An 18597-nucleotide genomic window follows, 5' to 3' on the forward strand; every position below is an offset into this window, starting at 1 on the left:
CAACCACCGACCGGGGTAACAAGGGGGGCGCGCGACATTGATTCCGAAGCTCACCGATGACGGCGACCTACCTCGCGGCCGGTTCTGTGCATCGGTAGAGGACATCGAAAAGCGGTTCGTCGCTGACTCGGCATACGAGGAGTCAACGACTCGCGAACAGATATGGTCCGACTTCATCGACCTAGTCGAATTGATCCGGAGGCTACGGGTACGTGTTCCGGCCGCATTCGTCGGCGGCAGCTTTGTGACGGACAAGACGGACCCGTCGGACGTGGATGCTGCACTGTTCATTGACATGAGTCGGATCACAAGACCGGACACGTTCTCGGAGGTTGAGAAGATCGTGGCGAACCCGAAGGTTGACCTAGGCCTAAAGGTCGACGCCTTTTTGATTCAGTGGCATCCTGACGGCACCCAGGTTGGTCGCGAGCCAAACTACATTGGACAGCGCGGAACGTGGGACGACTTCTGGCAGCGCAAGGTCGCCAAAGCCGACCGGAATCCGCCGCAGAGGTCACACGCAATGCCGGTCCGCGGCTACTTGGAGGTGGTCCTCGATGGCTACCGCTGAGTCGCGCGACGACCGCCTTGCCCGGTTTGAGGCCAGACTTGCCCAGCTTCCAGATCCTCATGTGTTTTCTGCCGAGGAATTGGAGCGCGCCGAGCAAGCCCGAGCGGCTCGACACTTCGGATTCGCGCAGCCGGTTTTCCGAACCTCGGTGAAGTTGCGGTTTTCCGGCGACGCTGTTGTCGGACACGACCTAAACAGTGTCATTGCCGGTGCAGTTATCGGTGGGGTGACAGAGGTGGTCGAGGCCGCCGCACAAGAGGTGAAGGTCCCGAAGGATTCCGCGCAGTTGTTCCTTTCGCCGGTAGTTTCTCCGGGATCAACAGTGCTGGAATTGTTCGGCCCGCCGATGCCGCAACCAGATCAAGAAAAACTTGACACCGAAATTGACGACGGACCAACGGACATCGCGCTATCGCACGTGTTCGCGCTCCTCGACACGGTAAACATGAAATCACTTGGCACGGTTGGTGATTCCGAGCTGGAAGTCAGTTCACGCCTAGGGAGCAAGTTGTTCACGTTGTCCAATGAGCTGATCGAATTCGGCGTAGACCTGGGCCTGGTGTGGACACGCCCCCGAGGTACGCGCCGACAGGCTGATTTCACGCGCTCGACCGCCCACGGTTTTCGTGCACTTCTCGACTACGAGCAGACCGAGCGAGTCCCCAAGACTGAGACTGGCGTTCTCGCACACATTTCAACTGATGGGACTATCGGTTTCACTTACGGGGCCAAACGCGATAAGCGGATCACCCTCGATGGGTCGAACATTGACGCAGAGCTGCTCCGCAGCCTGTGGGCCAGCGAGGTAACCCTCTCTTGGATCGAGGAAACGACAACGCATCCTCGGCGGAGGGCGACCAATACTGAACGAACAGCGATGAGTGTAGAACCAAAGGACTGACGCCTTGGACAAGTGAGTCAACAGCTCCCGCGTAGTCCCGCGCGGTCGAGATCCGCGCATCCCATAAGCCGAGCTGGCGCGAGCCTTAAGGTTGCAACAAGGGTGCAAGAGGTCCGATTAGAAGAACGGTCAGGGAGACGAAAAGCTCCCTGACCTGCGGGGTGGCTGACGGGACTCGAACCCGCGACATCCAGGATCACAACCTGGTGCTCTACCAACTGAACTACAGCCACCATCGCCGCGCGCCCGAGCGGGCATTACGGCGACGTCGATACTAGCCGCTCGGACGCTCAGCGACCGAATCGATATCCTTCGAGCTCCCGTTCGGGGTGCCCAATTCCTCGGCAATGGCGGCGATATCGCTGGTCGACGGCCCGGGGGCGGGCACGAACGCGGTGCGGCGGTAGTACTGCAGTTCGCGGATCGACTCATGGATGTCGGCCAGCGCCCGGTGCGCGAGCCCCTTCTCGGGTTGGCCGAAGTAAATCCGGGGATACCAGCGTCTGCACAGCTCCTTGATGGAACTCACGTCGATCATCCGATAGTGCAGATAGTCATCGAGCTTCGGCATGTCGCGGGCGATGAAGCCACGGTCGGTCGCGATCGAGTTGCCCGCCAACGGCGCCGTCTTGGCCTGTTTGACATGGGTGCGGATGTAATCGAGCACCAGTTCCTCGGCCTCGGGCAGCGTCACGGTCGACGCTCGTACCTCCTCGATGAGCCCCGATCGCGTGTGCATCTCGGTGACCACCGGAATCATCGACGACAACGCCTCATCATCTACGTGAATGACGACGTCGAGGCCCTCGCCCAGGATGTTGAGGTCAGCGTCTGTCACCAACACCGCAATCTCGATGAGCAAGTCGGACTTCAGGTCGAGCCCGGTCATCTCGCAGTCGATCCACACCAGTTCGTCGCGCACGACGCTCACAGTAAGCCTTACGGCGCCGCGTGGCCCGCTGCACCCGCCCGAACGGTGTGCCGCGCGAGTTAGGGTGCCAGGCATGACCACTGAGCCGACCGCCACTCCCGCACAGCAGATCGCCGCAGGTTATGCCGGCGAAGGCGCGGCGCTGGAGCTCGGCGGCGTCGTCGTCGACGGCACCTGTGACCCGGCCGCGCAGGTCCGCATTCCGTTGGCCACCGTCAACCGTCACGGGCTGATCGCGGGTGCCACGGGCACCGGCAAGACCAAGTCGCTGCAGGTACTCGCCGAACAGCTCTCAGCCGCGGGCGTGCCGTGCGTGATGGCCGACGTGAAGGGTGACCTGTCGGGGCTGTCGCGGCCCGGTGAGGCCGACGAGAACATCGAGTCGAGGGCCAAAGACACCGGTGACGCTTGGACGCCGACGACCTATCCGGTCGAGTTCCTGTCGCTGGGCACGACGGGGATCGGTGTCCCGGTGCGCGCGACGATCTCCAGCTTCGGGCCGATCCTGCTGTCGAAGGTGCTCGAGCTCAACGCGACCCAGGAGGCGACGCTGGGCCTGATCTTTCACTGGGCAGATCAGAAGGGGCTCTCGCTGCTGGACCTCAAGGACCTGCGCGCCGTCATCCAGTACCTCACCAGCGACGAGGGCAAACCGGAGCTGAAGGCGCTCGGCGCGGTGTCCAAAACGACGGCGGGCGTGATCCTGCGAGCGCTGGTGAACCTGGAGGCCGAGGGCGGCGACACGTTCTTCGGAGAGCCCGAGCTGGAACCCGACGATCTGTTGCGGGTCGACGATCAAGGGCGCGGCATCATCTCGCTGCTCGAGCTCGGCAGTCAGGGCGCGCGACCCGTGATGTTTTCGACGTTCCTGATGTGGGTGCTCGCCGATCTGTTCTCGACGCTGCCCGAGGTCGGCGACCTCGACAAACCCAAGCTGGTGTTCTTCTTCGACGAAGCTCATCTGCTTTTCGCCGACGCCTCCAAGGCGTTCCTCGAGCAGGTCGAGCGGACAGTGAAGCTCATCCGGTCGAAGGGCGTCGGCGTGTTCTTCTGCACCCAGTTGCCGACCGACGTGCCCAACGATGTGCTCTCCCAGTTGGGTGCACGAGTTCAGCACGCGCTGCGGGCGTTCACGCCGGACGACGAGAAGGCGCTGTCCAAAACCGTGCGCACGTACCCCAAAACCGATGTGTACGAGCTGAAGTCGGCACTGACTTCGCTCGGAATCGGCGAGGCCATCGTCACGGTGCTCTCGGAGAAGGGCGCTCCGACGCCGGTGGCGTGGACGCGGATGCGTGCCCCGCGGTCGCTGATGGACACCATCGGACCGGAGGCGATCACCGCGGCGGCGAAAGCCAGTCCGCTGCAAGCGGAATACGGCCAGACCATCGACCGCGAGTCCGCCTACGAACGACTCAACGCCAAGCTGGCAGCCCCGGAACCGCCCGCCGACGACGCGTTACCGCCGCCGTTGCCACCGGATGTCGGCGGGGCGACCGCCTCGGGTGAGGTGCGCTCGCGCGACACCGCCGAACCCGGGATGCTGGAGAAGATGTTGAGCAGTCCCGCGTTCAAGAGCGCAATGCGCTCGGCGGGCACGGTGATCGGTCGTGAGATCACTCGCAGTATCTTCGGCACCGGCCGCCGGCGCAGCCGCCGTCGCCGCTGACGCAGCGAAGGGTCGGGTTATCCGCCGCCGAGTTTCTTGTAGACGGCGCCGACGATCGGCGTCACGATCGCCCGAGGTGTGTACCCCGCTGCCACCGACATCGCCTTGGACGTCACGCCGGGTACGACGCGCATCTTGTTGCGCTCCAACGCATCCAGCGACTGTTTGGCGGTGTACTGCGTCGAGATCCACAAGAAGTCGGGAATCAGCTTCTCCACCAGCGACTGCTCCTCGTCGGAAGGCAGCGTCTCGCGAACGGGGCCCGGGGCGAGCACGGTCACGTGCACGCCGGCACGCTTGAGCTCACCGCGCAGCGACTCGCTGAAGGTGTTGACGAACGCCTTCGTCGCCGCATAGGTCGCATTGTTGGGAATCGGCGAATTTCCGGCCGCCGAGCCCGAAATCAGGATGCCGCCGGCCTTGCGCTCTACCATCCCGGGCAGTACGGCGAGGACCAGATCGTGCACGCCCAGCACGTTCAGCTGAACCTGCGCCTTCTCGTCCGCCGGGTCCAGCGATGCCACGGGGCCGAACGTCGCGGTTCCGGCGTTCGCGCACAGGATCGAGATGTTGCGGGTGGCCAGCTCGTCACACAGCTTGGTGCGTTCGGTCGGGTCGGCCAGGTCGACGGGTCGCACCTCGACCGTCACGCCGTACTGCTCGCTGAGCCGGTCCGCAAGCGCTCGCAGGACATCCTCGCGGCGGGCGGTGATGATCAGGTGGTGTCCACGGGCGGCGAGCTCGGCGGCCAGCGCTTCGCCGATGTTCTGTGATGCGCCGGTGACCACTGCACGGGCATCGGCGCTGGGAGCGGGTACTGACATGCGCGGGACTATATCGTGGGCGGACCATGACCGACCCACCCGATTCAGACCTGTTGCCCGCGCGGGCCGCCAGCCGGCGGCAGGTCGTCTCGTGGGCGCTGTGGGACTTCGGCGCGACCGGGCTGAACGCGGTGGTGGTGACCTTCGTGTTCTCGATTTACCTGACCAATTCCGTCGGTGACGACCTGCCGGGCGATATCAGCGCGACGAGCTGGCTGGGCTGGGCGCTGGGTCTGGCCGGCCTGGTGGTCGCGCTGCTGGCCCCGGTGACGGGAGTGTGGGTCGACGCACCGTGGCGGCGGCGCCGCGTGCTGGCCGTGCTCAGCGCGACAGCTGTCGTGCTGATCGCGTCGACGAGCTTTGTCCGCGACGACTACCGCTACCTGGCTCTGGGCCTGCTGCTCATGGGTTGCGCCTCGGCGTGCAACGAACTCGCCACCGTGCCGTACAACGCGATGCTGCGCCAGCTGTCGACACCGCAGACATCCGGGCAGATCTCCGGATTCGGTTTGGGCCTGGGCTATTTCGGTAGTGTCACGCTGCTGTTGGTGGTCTACCTCGGGTTCATCTCGGGCGACGGCGGGATGTTGAATCTGCCCGTCGATGACGGCCAAAACGTCAGGGCCGCCATGGTTTTCACGGCCGTCTGGTTCGGGATCTTCGCCGTGCCGGTGCTCGTCGCCGTGCCCAGCGTGAAGCCCGGGCCGATGGACAGCCGCGAAACCGTCGGTTTCATCGGTGGATACCGCAAGTTGTGGGCGGACATCCGCAGCGAATGGCGGCGCGACCACAACGTCGTCTATTACCTGATCGCCAGCGCGGTCTTCCGCGACGGCCTCACCGGGATCTTCGCGTTCGGCGCAGTGCTCGGCGTGCGCGTCTACGGCGTCTCCGAGGCCGACGTGCTGCTGTTCGGGGTGAGTGCCAGCACCATCGCCGCCGTCGGCGCCGTCCTTGGCGGTCTGCTCGACGACCGGTTCGGCGCCAAGCCCGTGATCGTCGCCGCGCTGACCGCGATGATCGCCGTCGGCCTCACGCTGATGACGCTCGACGGGGCGCTCGCGTTCTGGATCTGCGGGCTGTCGCTGTGCCTGTTCATCGGCCCGACTCTGTCGTGTGCGCGCACGCTGATGATGCGCATGTCGGCCGAGGGCAAGGAGGGTGTGGCGTTCGGCCTCTACACCACCACCGGCCGTGCCGTTTCGTACCTTGCGCCCATGCTGTTCTCGGTGTTCATCGCGGTCTTCGGGACCGACCGTGCGGGGATGGGCGGGCTGGTCGTGGTGCTCGCCGCCGGATTGTTGGCCATGCTTGCGGTGCGCGTACCGCCGCGGCCGACGGGCTAACCGCTGGCCGTGCAGATCGTCAGGCCCGTGCCGGTGCGCTGTTGCACCACGGCGCCGTCGACGGTGATCGAACAGTTCACCTCGCGGCCGACGTTGATGATGCTGACGCTCGCCGACGTCGCGGCCGACTCGGACAACTCCACTTCCTTGCTCCAGGGCAGCATCACGTTGAACTCGGTCTGAAGCAGACCGCCGGTGTCGACGTAGGTGATGTTGATCGCGCGCCCGGTGCCGTTGACGACGTAGACGACGGTCTGAGTGCTGCCGGGAGTGCTTCGGTCGGGCGAGGACGGCACAGTGGGCACATCGGGCAGCGTCGGCAGCGGCAGGCCCGGGCTGGTGGGCGTACGTGGCGTCGTCGTCGGGAGCCGTGACGGAAAGTCCGGCTCCTGCACCGGTGGGGGCGCCACAACCGTCTGCTGCTGCGCGGTATTGACGATGACCAGCGCAATGACCAGGCCGAGCACGATGAGCACCGCGATGCCTGCGGCGAGCCAGAGCCAGCGCGGCGACTTCGGTGGCTCCGGGGGCGGCGGCTGGGGCGGCTCGCCTGGCGGGTACGGCGCGCCGTGCTGGCCGGTGCCGTAGGGGTCGTACCCGTAGCCGGACGGCGGCAGCTGCTCCGTCGGTGCAGGTCCAGGGGGTGCCTGATAGGTGGGGCCGTAGGCCTGGCTGGCGTATGCCGGATCGCTGTATTCCGGATAGGGGTAGCCCTGCGGTTGCTCATCGCGGCCGGGCCGTGGTGTGTCGGTCATACCCACCTCATGGGTGCGAGAGTACCTGTGCGACCGCTCAACGGACCGCGCCTCGGGGCACGGCTTGCCAGGGTATGCAGAATTGGTCCGGTGGGAGAACAGGTTCGCCGGATCTACGGCGCGTCGATGTCGCCCGACGCGACCGCTTTCGCACACTTGGTCGACGACGGTGGCTTCCCCCGCGCCGTGCAGCGGTTTCTGAGCGGTTGGCGCGCGAGTTCGTCACGCGACGTCGAGCTGCCCGTCGAAGGCGCCGTCACCCGCGTGTTGCATTCCGCCGACGGCCACTGGCTCGCCTGCGAGGTTGCGCCCGACGGCGGCACCCGTACCCAGATCTGGGTTGTCACAACCGATCCCGACGACCGCGACGCGCGTCGTATCGACACCTGGCCATCGGACATGCTGGAAGGGGCTGCCGAGCTGATCAGCTGGGACGGCACCCAGGTCGCCGCGATCCTGACCGGCGAGGACGGCGTCGGCAGTTCGTGTCTGATCGATCCCGCGACCGGCGACACCGTCGTCCTGGACCGCCGCTCGGCCGGTCGACTGGTCGATTCGTGGGCCGGCGCGGCGCTGGTGCGGGTCGGGCCCCGTGGCTACCGAGACCTGATCATGCTGCGGGGACGAACCGAAACCGCGCTGCTGCCATACGATCCAGGCTCCACCACCGATACCGGTATCATTCTCGACGACCATCACCCCCGCCGGCTACGCGCCGGACTGGAAGGCGAGATCACCAACCTCTACTACCCGGCGAAGACCTACGACAACAACACCGAAGGCTTCGTGCGGGCACTGATCCGCAGCGAGAACGGCGCGGAGTACGCGCGGTTACTGGAGGTCACCACCACGGCCGACGGCGTGGCTTACCAGGTCCTCGCCGAGCGCCCGGACTACGAGCTCGACGAGTTCACCGTCAGCGACGACCTGTCCACCGTGGCGATGCTGTGGAATATCCACGGGGCCAGCGAGTTACAGATCCTCGAGCTCGGCGACAACTTCCTGCACGAGCCGATCCCGCTGCCCGGCATGGTCGCCAGCCAGTTGAGCATCAGCGCCGGCGGGTCGATGCTGGCGGTGACGGTCGAGGGCCCCTCGACCCCACCGACCGTCGAACTCGTCGATCCCCGCACAGGGGTGTGGGAGACGGTCGACCGCGAACCCAGCTCCGGACCGCTCAGCGCCGATCCGACCCTGGAGACCGTGATGGCTCGGGACGGCCTGCGATTCACCGGCTGGCTGTTCCGTCCACCCGAGGGCACTCCGACGATCGGCGCGATGCTGTTCCTGCACGGCGGGCCCGAGGGGCAGGGCAGGCCCGGCTACAACGAGTTCTTCCCGGCACTGCTCGAGGAGGGCATCAGTGTGTTCCTCCCGAACGTGCGGGGTTCGGGTGGGTTCGGCCGGTCATTCATGCACGCCGATGATCGAGAGCGGCGGTTCGCCGCGATCGACGATGTCGCCGACGCGGTCGCGTATCTCGTCGAGCAAGGCGTCGCGCCCGCCGACCGCATCGCGTGTTGCGGATGGTCCTACGGCGGCTACCTGACCCAGGCGGCGCTGACCTTCCACCCCGACCGGTTCGCCGCCGGAATCAGCATCTGCGGCATGAGCGATCTGAACACCTGGTACCGCACCACCGAACCGTGGATCGCAGCCGCCGCATACCCCAAGTACGGCCATCCGATCAGTGACCGCGAACTGCTCGAGGAGCTGTCCCCGCTGCAGCGCGTCGAGGCGATGACGGCGCCATTGCTACTTGTACACGGCGCCAACGACACCAACGTCCCGCCCACCGAATCCCAGCAAATGTGCGATGCGCTGCAATCGCTTAACCGAAAGGTCGAACTGTTGATGTTCGACGACGACGGCCACGAGATCGACAAGCGCGAGAACCGCGCCGTGCTGGTCAAAGCCATGCGCGAGTGGCTGATTGCGTCGTTCAGCGCTCACCGGAGCTCGTAACGCGATTGTGGCCGTAGCCAGGTTTACCGAAATTATCTGCGGGGTAAACACGCTGGGCACGCGCCGACCGGCGCTGTCGAAGGAGGCGCAGCATGCGAGGTGGCGGAATTCTCGGCGTTGTAGTTCTCATCTGGTTGCTGATCGGTGTGGTTGCCGCGTATCAGCGGGGTTACTTCAGCAACAGCGAAACCAATTGTGCGACAGCGGGCAGCATCGCCCTCACCGTTGTCGTTGGGCCGTTGAACTACGCGGGCGTCAACCCGAAGGTCACGAATTGCGACCTGCCCGAGCCCAGCCAGTGACCAACTGGCAGTGAACAACTCAAAAGAAATGGAGTCACGATGATTGTCCTCGGAGCAATTCTGCTCATCCTCGGTCTGGTGTTCGGGATCTCGATCCTGACCTATATCGGTGTGGTGCTGCTCGTCATCGGTGCGGTCTTCTGGATCCTCGGGTCCGTCGGACGCCCGGTCGGCGGGCGAAAAGTCTGGTACTAGCGCCTAGCCGCTCCGACCGGCCGAGGTCAGCGCTGCGAGCGTCATCGCCTTCAAGACGGCTCGCGGGTTGGCCTCGGCCGTTTTGGTCGCTCCGGGTTTCAGGACATGCGGGGTGGAGTTCAACAACCCGAACGTCGCGTGTGCCATCAACCGGGCGTCGGCCTCGGCCAGTGAGTCGTTGCGCTGTCTGAGCACATCCACCCAGATCTCGACGTACTGCCGCTGCGCCTTGCGCACCTGGCGCTTGGCCGAGGGGGGCAGATTGCCGAGGTCGCGGTCCTGGATCCGGATGAGGTCGGGCTCGCCGAGCGTGAACTCCAGATGGAAGTCGATCAGACCGTCCAGTGCCGAGGCCGGATCCCCGGCGGCAGCGACGACCTCCCTCGCGCCGGCCAGCAGCCGGGTGCTGATCCCGACCAGCAGCTCGACCAGCAACGCCTCCTTGTTGGGGAAGTGCCGGTAGATCGCCGGTCCGCTGACCCCCGCGGCGGCGCCGATGTCCTCCAGCCGCACCGCCAAATATCCCCGCTCGGCGACCAGTCGTTCGGCCGCGGCGATCAACTGCGACCGGCGGTCGGATTTCGCCTTGCTGCGGCTCGTCGAGGGCAGCTGAGGGGCCGGAGTAGGGGACAACGCGCCTCCTCCCGCCAGCCGGTAGACATTTCGGTTAATCGTGACTAACATACCACGGGTTAATCGTAATTAACTCAACTGGAACGGGTTCATCGATGACACCGCGGGCTTCACACCGCGAGGGGCACCTCGCGTTGGTCGACGAACTGCGTTCGAAACTCGCTGCTGCGGCGCTCGGCGGTTCCGAGCGCGCCCGCGAGCGGCACGTCAGCCGCGGCAAGTTGCTGCCCCGCGACCGGGTGGACGGCCTGCTCGATCCCGGCAGCCCGTTCCTCGAACTCACCCCGCTCGCCGCCGACGGCATGTACGACGACGAGTGTCCGGGCGCGGGCATCATCACCGGTATCGGCCGGGTCTCGGGCCGGGAGTGCGTGATCGTCGCCAACGACGCGACGGTCAAGGGCGGCACGTACTACCCGATCACGGTCAAGAAACATCTGCGCGCCCAGGAGGTCGCCGGACAGAACCGGCTGCCGTGCATCTACCTCGTCGACTCGGGCGGAGCCTTCCTGCCCCGGCAGGACGAGGTGTTCCCGGACCGGGATCATTTCGGTCGAATCTTCTACAACCAGGCCAATCTGTCGGCCGAGGGCATCCCGCAGATCGCGGCCGTGCTGGGATCGTGCACCGCGGGCGGCGCGTACGTACCCGCGATGAGCGACGAGGCCGTGATCGTGCGCAATCAGGGCACCATCTTTTTGGGCGGGCCACCGCTGGTGAAGGCGGCGACGGGTGAGGAGGTGACGGCCGAAGACCTCGGTGGCGGCGATCTGCACTCCAAAACCTCCGGGGTGACAGACCATTTGGCCCATGACGACCGCGACGCGCTGCGAATCGTGCGGCGCATCGTCGCCACGCTCGGGCCCCGCGAGCCGCTGCCGTGGGACGTCTGGCCGGTCGAGGAGCCGGTGGCCGACCAGAGTGAGCTCTACGACGTGGTGCCGGTCGACTCACGGGTTCCCTACGACGTACACGAGGTCGTCACCCGCATCGTCGATGGCGGCGAGTTCGCCGAATTCAAGGCCGAGTACGGCAGCACGCTGGTCACCGGCTTCGCCCGCATCCACGGCCATCCGGTCGGCATCATCGCCAACAACGGCGTGCTGTTCAGCGAATCAGCGCTCAAGGGCGCACATTTCATCGAGCTGTGCGACAAACGGAGCACGCCGCTGGTCTTCCTGCAGAACATCTCCGGCTTCATGGTCGGCCGAGACTACGAGGCGGGCGGTATCGCCAAGCATGGCGCGAAGATGGTCACCGCGGTGGCTTGCGCGCGGGTGCCCAAGCTCACCGTCGTCATCGGCGGCTCCTACGGGGCGGGCAACTACTCGATGTGCGGACGCGCGTATTCCCCGCGCTTCCTGTGGATGTGGCCCAACGCCAGGATCTCCGTGATGGGCGGCGAACAGGCGGCGGCAGTGCTGGCGACGGTGCGCGGCGAGATGAGGGCCGAGGAGGAAGAAACCTTCAAGGCGCCCATCCGCGCCCAGTACGAACACCAAGGCAACCCGTACTACTCGACCGCACGGCTCTGGGACGACGGGGTGATCGACCCCGCCGACACCAGAACCGTTCTGGGGCTGGCACTCTCGGTCGTCGGTCAGGCCCCGCTCGAATCGGTTTCCTACGGCGTGTTCCGGATGTGATGGCGTGGACTCATTTCTCGCTCCGGCCCTTCCCTCCGCTCCTCGCTGCGCTGCGGTACTCGTCCCCTGCCCTTCGGGCGTGGGCCCAGCGATGCTCAGGAAGGACCTTTGCTCGTGACCTTCGACACTGTTCTGGTGGCCAACCGCGGCGAGATCGCCGTGCGGGTCATCCGTACGCTGCGGGCGATGGGTATCCGCTCGGTCGCGGTGTTCAGCGATGCCGATGACGGCGCACGCCATGTCGCCGAAGCCGACGTCGCGGTGCGCATCGGGCCGGCGGCCGCGCGGGAGAGCTACCTCGACATCGAAGCCGTGGTCGCGGCGGCCCGACGGACCGGCGCGCAGGCCGTGCACCCCGGCTACGGATTCCTCTCGGAGAACGCCCAATTCGCCGCCGCGCTACAGTCGGCCGGAATCGTTTTCATCGGCCCACCGGTCGGTGCGATCCAGACCATGGGCGACAAGATCGCGGCGAAGGCAGCGGTGTCGGCCTTCGGGGTGCCCGTGGTGCCCGGCGTGTCCCGCCCGGGCCTGTCCGACGACGATCTCGTCGCCGGCGCTGAAGAGGTCGGTTTCCCCGTCCTGGTCAAGCCGTCGGCCGGCGGCGGCGGCAAGGGTATGCGCGTCGTGACCGAATCCGCGGAGTTGCCGGCCGCCCTCGTCTCGGCGCGCCGCGAGGCCGCCGCCGCGTTCGGCGACGACACGCTGTTTCTCGAACGGTTCGTGCTGAATCCGCGTCACATCGAGGTGCAGGTGCTCGCCGACGGCTACGGCGCCGTGGTGCATCTCGGCGAACGCGAGTGCAGTCTGCAGCGGCGCCACCAGAAGGTCGTCGAGGAGGCGCCGTCCCCGCTGTTGGACGAGGCGACGCGGGCGCGGATCGGCGCGGCCGCGTGCGACACCGCGCGCAGCGTCGACTACACCGGTGCCGGCACCGTCGAGTTCATCGTGTCCGCCGACCGGCCAGACGAATTCTTCTTCATGGAGATGAACACGCGCCTGCAGGTCGAGCACCCGGTCACCGAGATGGTCACCGGCATCGACCTCGTCGAGCAGCAGGTGCGCATCGCAGCGGGGGAGAAGCTGTCCATCGCGCAAGCCGACATCACCATGTCCGGGCACGCGATCGAGGCCCGTGTCTACGCCGAGGATCCCGGGCGCGGTTTCCTGCCGACCGGCGGCCGGGTGCTCGACCTGGCCGAACCCCAGGGGCCCGGCATCCGGGTGGATTCCGGCCTGTCGCGGGGCTCGGTGATCGGCAGTGACTATGACCCGATGCTGTCGAAGATCATCGCCCACGCCGGCGACCGGGCCACTGCCCTGCGGGCTTTGGACCGGGCGCTGGCGCAGACCGCGGTCCTCGGTGTCACCACCAACATCGAGTTCCTGCGTTTCCTGCTCGCCGATCCCGACGTCGTGGCGGGCCGTCTCGACACCGGTCTGCTCGACCGTCGAAGCCCGGACTTCCGTTCGGCGACCGCGCAGGACGCCGACCTGGTCGCGGCCGCGGCGTACAAGTGGCTGCGCGCGTGGCCGCAACCCGTCGGCGACCTGTGGGCAGTTCCATCGGGCTGGCGGATGGGTCCGCACGCGCCGACCACATACCGGTTGCGGTCGGGTGAGCGCACCGACCACGTCCACCTGACCGGCACGCCGACGGCGGCGACTGCGGTGATCGAGGACGGCCAACCACGTTCCCTGTCGGCCTCTTTGGCCGGTGACCGGCTGGCGGTCACGTTCGACGGCGTGCGCAGCGACTACGTCGTCGCAGCCGACGACGGACAGATCTGGCTGGCCGGCGCCGGCCACACCGTCGCGGTCGAGGAAGTCCGCGAAGCCCCGGTGCGGCCCGACGACGCGCACAGCGGCGACGCCGAGCTGACCAGCCCGATGCCGGGTTCCGTTGTGGCCGTCGGGGTGACCGACGGAGAACGGGTCGAGGCGGGCGCCGTCGTGGTGACCGTCGAGGCCATGAAGATGGAGCACGCGCTGGCCGCCCCGGTCGGCGGCGTGGTGGAACTCCTTGTCGCCGAGGGCGATCAGGTGAAGGTGGGCCAGCCGCTGGCACGAGTCGCCGCGGATGCCCCCACAGCGGAGAAGGAAGAGCTATGAGTGAATTTCTGGCCACCGGCATGCTGCCGGACCACTACGAACAGCTGGCCAAGACGGTGAGCGACTTCGCCCAGAGCGTGGTGGCGCCCGTCGCGGCCAAACACGACGAAGAACACTCGTTCCCGTACGAGGTGGTCGCGGGGATGGCCGACATGGGCTTGTTCGGCCTGCCGTTCCCTGAGGAGTACGGCGGCATGGGCGGCGACTACTTCGCGTTGTGCCTGGCGCTGGAGGAACTCGGCAAGGTCGACCAGAGCGTCGCGATCACGCTCGAGGCCGGTGTGTCACTGGGCGCGATGCCGGTGTACCGGTTCGGGAACGAGAAGCAGAAGCAGGAGTGGCTGCCACTGCTGGCCAGCGGCAAGGCGCTTGGTGCGTTCGGGCTCACCGAAGCCGGCGGCGGTAGCGACGCCGGTGCCACGAAGACGACCGCCAAGCTCGACGATGGGCATTGGGTGATCAACGGGTCCAAGCAGTTCATCACCAACTCGGGTACCGACATCACCAAGCTCGTCACGGTCACGGCCGTCACAGGCGAAAGTGGTGGCAGGAAAGAGATCTCGGCGATCCTGGTGCCCGTTCCGACGGCGGGCTTCACCGCCGAACCGGCGTACAACAAGGTGGGCTGGAACGCGTCGGACACCCACCCGCTGAGCTTCGACGACGTGCGGGTGCCCGAGGAGAACCTGCTCGGCGAACGCGGGCGGGGCTACGCGAACTTCCTGCGCATCCTCGACGAGGGCCGCATCGCGATCGCCGCGCTTTCGGTCGGATCCGCGCAGGGCTGCGTCGACGAATGCGTCCGCTACGCCAAGGAACGCGAGGCGTTCGGCGCCGCGATCGGCACCTACCAAGCCATCGCGTTCAAGATCGCACGGATGGAGGCCCGCGCGCATATCGCCCGCACGGCCTATTACGACGCCGCCGCGCTGATGCTGGCCGGTAAGCCGTTCAAGAAGGCGGCTTCGATCGCCAAGATGGTTGCCAGTGAGGCCGCGATGGACAACGCCCGTGATGCGACCCAGATCTTCGGGGGCTACGGCTTCATGAACGAGTATTCCGTCGCGCGGCACTACCGCGACAGCAAGATCCTCGAAATCGGCGAGGGCACAACCGAAGTGCAGCTGATGCTGATCGGGCGGGAGCTGGGCCTGTGAGTGAGAAGAAAGTCGTCGTCCAGCGTGGCCTGTGGTACGAGGAGTTCGAGACCGGCGTGCTCTATCAGCACCGGCCGGGGCGCACCATCACCGAGGCGGACAACGTCTTGTTCACGACGTTGACGATGAACACCCAGGCGCTGCATCTGGACGCCGCGTTCTCAGACGCGTTACCGCCGTTCAACCAGCGACTGGTCAACTCGATGTTCACGCTGTCCACGCTGGTCGGGCTGTCGGTGGCGCAGCTGACCCAGGGCACGATCGTCGGCAATCTCGGCTTCGGTGAGGTCGCGTTCCCCAAGCCGCTTTTCCATGGGGACACGTTGTACGCGGAGACCGAGGTGCTCGAGAAGCGCGAGTCGAAGAGCCGGCCGGGTGAGGGCATCGTGACGTTCGCGCACACCGGTCGTAATCAGCACGGCGATATCGTGGCGACGGCGTCGCGCAAGACCATGGTGCGCAAGAAGCCTGCGGAGGAGAGCTGATGTCCCAGCCGACGGGACTGGCGACGGGACCGGCCTGGTTGTTCTGCCCTGCCGACCGCCCCGAACGATTCGAAAAGGCCGCCGCTGCCGCCGATGTCGTGATCCTCGACCTCGAGGACGGGGTCGCGGCCAAGGACCGGGAAAATGCCCGCGCCGCGCTCATCGACAATCCGCTGGACCCGGCCCGCACGGTGGTGCGGGTCAATCCGAGCGCCACCGCCGATCACCAACTGGACCTCGAGGCGCTGTCGAAAACCTCCTACACCACGGTCATGCTCGCCAAGACCGAGGACCCGCAACAGGTTCGCGACCTCGCACCGCTGGACGTCGTGGTGCTGATCGAGACGCCACTGGGTGCGCTCGCGGTGACCGATCTGGCGCGCATGGACAACGCGGTCGCGCTGATGTGGGGCGCCGAGGACCTGTTCGCGGTCACCGGTGGCACGGCCAACCGCTATCCCGACGGCAGTTACCGCGAGGTCGCCCGGCATGTGCGGTCGCAGACGCTGCTGGCGGCCAAGGCGTACGGGCGGTTGGCGCTCGACTCGGTGTTCCTCGACATCAAGGATCTCGACGGGCTGCGCGTCGAGGTCGACGACGCGGTGGCGGTGGGTTTCGACGTCAAGGTCGCGATCCATCCCTCCCAGGTCGCGGTGATCCGTGAGGGCTATGCGCCCACCTCCGAACAGGTCGAATGGGCGCGACACGTGCTGGCCGCCGCCCGCGATGCCAAGGGTGTCTTCCAATTCGAAGGCATAATGGTGGATGCCCCAGTACTGCGGCGGGCAGAGCGCATCGTCGCGTTAGCGCCACACCCCGGCGACTAGCCGACACCCCCACACCGGGGGGTTTGCTCTGAACGTCTCCGTGCTGAGCACCTCAGTCGCCTGACGGCGCGATCCGCCGTCAGTGACCCTAGGAGGCGGTATGGCAGGGTCTGTTCAGGCATCCCTCGATGTCGAGTTGGAGCCGGTTCAACTGGTCGCCCCGGACGGGACGCCGACCACCTCGAACGCCGCCTCTGGGTACCGCCGAGACCTCCCGCCCGAGACGCTGTCGTGGCTCTACGAGTCGATGGTCGTCACGCGCGACCTCGACACCGAGTTCGTCAACCTGCAGCGACAGGGCGAGTTGGCGCTGTTCGCCTCCTGCCGCGGCCAGGAGGCCGCGCAGATCGGCGCCGCCGCCTGCCTACGCAAAACCGACTGGCTGTTCCCGCAGTACCGGGAGATCGGCGCGTTTCTGCTGCGCGGCATCACGCCCGCCCAGATGGGCGCCGTGTGGCGCGGCAAGTGGCACGGCGGGCTCGGATTCACCGAGAAATGCGTCGCGCCGATCGCGATCCCGATCGGCACCCACGGACTGCACGCGGTCGGCGCCGCGATGGCCGCGCAACGCCTCGGCGAGGATTCGGTGACGGTGGCGTTCCTCGGCGACGGCGCCACCAGCGAGGGCGACGCCCACGAAGCGTTCAACTTCGCCGCGGTGTACCGGGCGCCGTGCGTGTTCTTCGTGCAGAACAACCAGTGGGCCATCTCGGTGCCGGTCAGCAATCAATTGGCCGCGCCGTCGATCGCGCATCGTGCCCTGGGCTACGGCATGCCCGGCGTCCGAGTCGACGGCAACGACGTGCTGGCGTGTTTCGCGGTGACCGCTCAAGCCGCGCAACGGGCCCGCGACGGCGGTGGCCCGACGCTGATCGAGGCCGTCACCTACCGCATGGGACCGCACACCACCTCCGACGACCCCAACCGCTACCGATCGCAGGAGGAGGTCGACGCGTGGGCGGCCCGCGATCCGATCAGCCGCTACCGCACGTATCTGCAGTCGGTCGGGGTCTTCAGCGACCGTCTCGAGGAACGGGTGCGGGCCAGATCGAAACGGCTGCGCGCCGAATTGCGCGACGCGGTCGTCGGTTCCGAGGACTTCGACGTCACCGAGATCTTCGACACCGTCTATCACGACATCACGCCCGACCTGGCGGCCCAACGCGGACAACTGACCGCCGAACTGGCGAAGGAGGTGTGACATGACCCAGATCATCGAACGGCCCCCGATGCACGGCGACGACACACCAGAGCCGCGCGGACCGCTGCTGACGCCGATGCCGGCGGAGTCTGTTCTGCCGACGCTGACCATGGCGCAGGCCATCAACCGCGCCTTACACGACGCGATGGCCTTCGACGATCGGGTGCTGGTGTTCGGCGAGGACGTGGCCACGCTCGGCGGCGTCTTCCGCGTCACCGAGGGCCTTGCCGAAACCTTCGGCGAGCAGCGGTGTTTCGACACCCCGCTGGCGGAGTCGGCGATCGTCGGCATCGCAATCGGAATGGCGATCCGCGGGCTCATGCCCGTTCCGGAGATCCAGTTCGACGGGTTCGCCGCCCCGGCATTCGATCAGATCGTCAGCCATCTGGCGAAGTACCGGATGCGTACCCGCGGTGACCTCGACATGCCGGTGACCATCCGCATCCCGTCCTTCGGCGGTATCGGTGCCGTAGAACACCATTCGGAGTCCACCGAAACCTACTGGCTGCACACCGCTGGTTTGAAGGTGGCGGTCCCGTCGACACCGTCGGATGCGTATTGGCTGCTGCGCCAGTCGATCACCAGCCGCGACCCCGTCATCTACCTGGAGCCCAAGCGCCGGTACTGGGCACGCGAACCGGTCGACACGAGCACGCCGGGGCTGCCGCTCGGACGGGCGGCGATCCGGCGCGCCGGCGCGGACGTCACCGTGGTGACCTACGGTCCGCTGGTCGCCACCGCGCTGAGCGCAGCGGAAATCGCTTCAGAGCATCATGACTGGAGCATCGAGGTGCTCGACCTGCGCACGTTGAACCCGTTGGACTTCGAGGCGGTCGCCGAATCGGTGCGACGCACCGGCCGCGTCGTGGTGATGCACGAAGGCCCGCGCACCTTGGGCTTCGGCGCCGAACTGGCCGCCCGCATCCAGGAGGAGTTGTTCTACGACCTGGAGGCTCCCGTGTTGCGGGCGACCGGGTTCGACACGCCGTATCCGCCTGCCCGGCTGGAGAAACTGTGGCTGCCCGGGGTGGACCGGTTGCTCGACTGTGTCGAACGAACGTTGGAGCAGCCGTGAGC

The 18597-nt window shown here is 66.6% G+C and carries 18 protein-coding genes and 1 tRNA gene; 14 read left to right on the plus strand and 5 right to left on the minus strand.

Going from position 1 to position 18597, the window contains the following annotated elements:
- Positions 1-37 precede the first annotated feature (37 nt).
- Both G6N18_RS00485 and G6N18_RS00490 read left to right on the plus strand, forming a co-directional pair.
- Positions 38-571, plus strand: a complete 534-nt coding sequence (locus tag G6N18_RS00485; protein WP_083006928.1) for a DUF6932 family protein — start codon at positions 38-40, stop codon at positions 569-571.
- Entirely contained in the window at positions 558-1472 is a 915-nt protein-coding gene (locus tag G6N18_RS00490; protein WP_083006926.1) for a hypothetical protein, read from the plus strand. Before G6N18_RS00485 ends, G6N18_RS00490 begins: the two co-directional genes overlap by 14 nt.
- Before the next feature lie 160 nt (positions 1473-1632).
- On the opposite strand, the gene G6N18_RS00495 is transcribed toward G6N18_RS00490, so the two are convergent.
- Together G6N18_RS00495 and orn are read right to left on the minus strand one after the other, a co-directional pair.
- A tRNA-His gene (locus tag G6N18_RS00495) sits at positions 1633-1705 on the minus strand.
- A 41-nt stretch (positions 1706-1746) separates the two neighbouring features.
- Positions 1747-2394: an oligoribonuclease gene (gene orn / locus G6N18_RS00500; RefSeq protein ID WP_067224882.1), complete on the minus strand. Its 648-nt coding sequence runs from the start codon at positions 2392-2394 to the stop codon at positions 1747-1749.
- Between the two features lie 82 nt (positions 2395-2476).
- On the opposite strand from orn, the gene G6N18_RS00505 reads away from it, so the two are divergent.
- A complete protein-coding gene (locus tag G6N18_RS00505; protein WP_083006923.1) occupies positions 2477-4072 on the plus strand; it encodes a helicase HerA-like domain-containing protein in 1596 nt (531 codons plus the stop codon).
- A gap of 17 nt (positions 4073-4089) precedes the next feature.
- On the opposite strand, the gene cmrA is transcribed toward G6N18_RS00505, so the two are convergent.
- The gene (gene cmrA / locus G6N18_RS00510) at positions 4090-4896 is read right to left on the minus strand and encodes a mycolate reductase (RefSeq protein WP_083006920.1); all 807 of its coding nucleotides are present in this window, start codon (positions 4894-4896) and stop codon (positions 4090-4092) included.
- Between the two features lie 26 nt (positions 4897-4922).
- On the opposite strand from cmrA, the gene G6N18_RS00515 reads away from it, so the two are divergent.
- The gene (locus G6N18_RS00515) at positions 4923-6242 is read left to right on the plus strand and encodes an MFS transporter (RefSeq protein WP_083006918.1); all 1320 of its coding nucleotides are present in this window, start codon (positions 4923-4925) and stop codon (positions 6240-6242) included.
- Here G6N18_RS00515 and G6N18_RS00520 read toward each other — a convergent pair.
- A complete protein-coding gene (locus G6N18_RS00520; RefSeq protein WP_067224788.1) occupies positions 6239-6997 on the minus strand; it encodes an MmpS family transport accessory protein in 759 nt (252 codons plus the stop codon). The two genes, G6N18_RS00515 and G6N18_RS00520, sit on opposite strands and share 4 nt — an antisense overlap.
- Positions 6998-7123: 126 nt before the next feature.
- Here G6N18_RS00520 and G6N18_RS00525 point away from each other — a divergent pair, with 126 nt between their 5' ends.
- The 3 genes from G6N18_RS00525 to G6N18_RS24220 all read left to right on the plus strand — a co-directional run bounded on the left by G6N18_RS00525 (position 7124) and on the right by G6N18_RS24220 (position 9459).
- A complete protein-coding gene (locus G6N18_RS00525; RefSeq protein WP_083006962.1) occupies positions 7124-8962 on the plus strand; it encodes an alpha/beta hydrolase family protein in 1839 nt (612 codons plus the stop codon).
- Between the two features lie 92 nt (positions 8963-9054).
- A complete protein-coding gene (locus G6N18_RS00530; RefSeq protein ID WP_067224791.1) occupies positions 9055-9264 on the plus strand; it encodes a hypothetical protein in 210 nt (69 codons plus the stop codon).
- A gap of 39 nt (positions 9265-9303) precedes the next feature.
- The gene (locus G6N18_RS24220) at positions 9304-9459 is read left to right on the plus strand and encodes a hypothetical protein (protein WP_165606493.1); all 156 of its coding nucleotides are present in this window, start codon (positions 9304-9306) and stop codon (positions 9457-9459) included.
- Between the two features lie 3 nt (positions 9460-9462).
- Here the strand turns inward: G6N18_RS24220 and G6N18_RS00535 are convergent, their stop codons facing one another.
- Positions 9463-10092: an SACE_7040 family transcriptional regulator gene (locus G6N18_RS00535; protein WP_272937602.1), complete on the minus strand. Its 630-nt coding sequence runs from the start codon at positions 10090-10092 to the stop codon at positions 9463-9465.
- Between the two features lie 95 nt (positions 10093-10187).
- On the opposite strand from G6N18_RS00535, the gene G6N18_RS00540 reads away from it, so the two are divergent.
- From G6N18_RS00540 to G6N18_RS00570, 7 genes are all read left to right on the plus strand, one after another.
- Positions 10188-11738: a carboxyl transferase domain-containing protein gene (locus G6N18_RS00540; protein WP_083006913.1), complete on the plus strand. Its 1551-nt coding sequence runs from the start codon at positions 10188-10190 to the stop codon at positions 11736-11738.
- A gap of 114 nt (positions 11739-11852) precedes the next feature.
- The gene (locus G6N18_RS00545) at positions 11853-13850 is read left to right on the plus strand and encodes an acetyl-CoA carboxylase biotin carboxylase subunit (RefSeq protein ID WP_083006910.1); all 1998 of its coding nucleotides are present in this window, start codon (positions 11853-11855) and stop codon (positions 13848-13850) included.
- Positions 13847-15007, plus strand: coding sequence for an acyl-CoA dehydrogenase family protein (locus tag G6N18_RS00550; RefSeq protein WP_083006908.1), 1161 nt, complete (start codon positions 13847-13849; stop codon positions 15005-15007). Before G6N18_RS00545 ends, G6N18_RS00550 begins: the two co-directional genes overlap by 4 nt.
- The gene (locus G6N18_RS00555; protein ID WP_083006906.1) at positions 15004-15492 is read left to right on the plus strand and encodes a MaoC family dehydratase; all 489 of its coding nucleotides are present in this window, start codon (positions 15004-15006) and stop codon (positions 15490-15492) included. The genes G6N18_RS00550 and G6N18_RS00555 overlap by 4 nt, the downstream gene beginning before the upstream one ends.
- Positions 15492-16319, plus strand: a complete 828-nt coding sequence (locus tag G6N18_RS00560) for an HpcH/HpaI aldolase/citrate lyase family protein (RefSeq protein WP_067224806.1) — start codon at positions 15492-15494, stop codon at positions 16317-16319. The genes G6N18_RS00555 and G6N18_RS00560 overlap by 1 nt, the downstream gene beginning before the upstream one ends.
- Positions 16320-16419: 100 nt before the next feature.
- Positions 16420-17520 (plus strand): pyruvate dehydrogenase (acetyl-transferring) E1 component subunit alpha, encoded by a 1101-nt coding sequence (gene pdhA, locus G6N18_RS00565; RefSeq protein ID WP_067224808.1) that lies wholly within the window; start codon positions 16420-16422, stop codon positions 17518-17520.
- Between the two features lie 76 nt (positions 17521-17596).
- Positions 17597-18595 (plus strand): alpha-ketoacid dehydrogenase subunit beta, encoded by a 999-nt coding sequence (locus tag G6N18_RS00570; protein WP_407663588.1) that lies wholly within the window; start codon positions 17597-17599, stop codon positions 18593-18595.
- Positions 18596-18597 lie beyond the last annotated feature (2 nt).

Source organism: Mycolicibacterium celeriflavum, from assembly GCF_010731795.1.
GTDB classification, from domain to species: domain Bacteria; phylum Actinomycetota; class Actinomycetes; order Mycobacteriales; family Mycobacteriaceae; genus Mycobacterium; species Mycobacterium celeriflavum.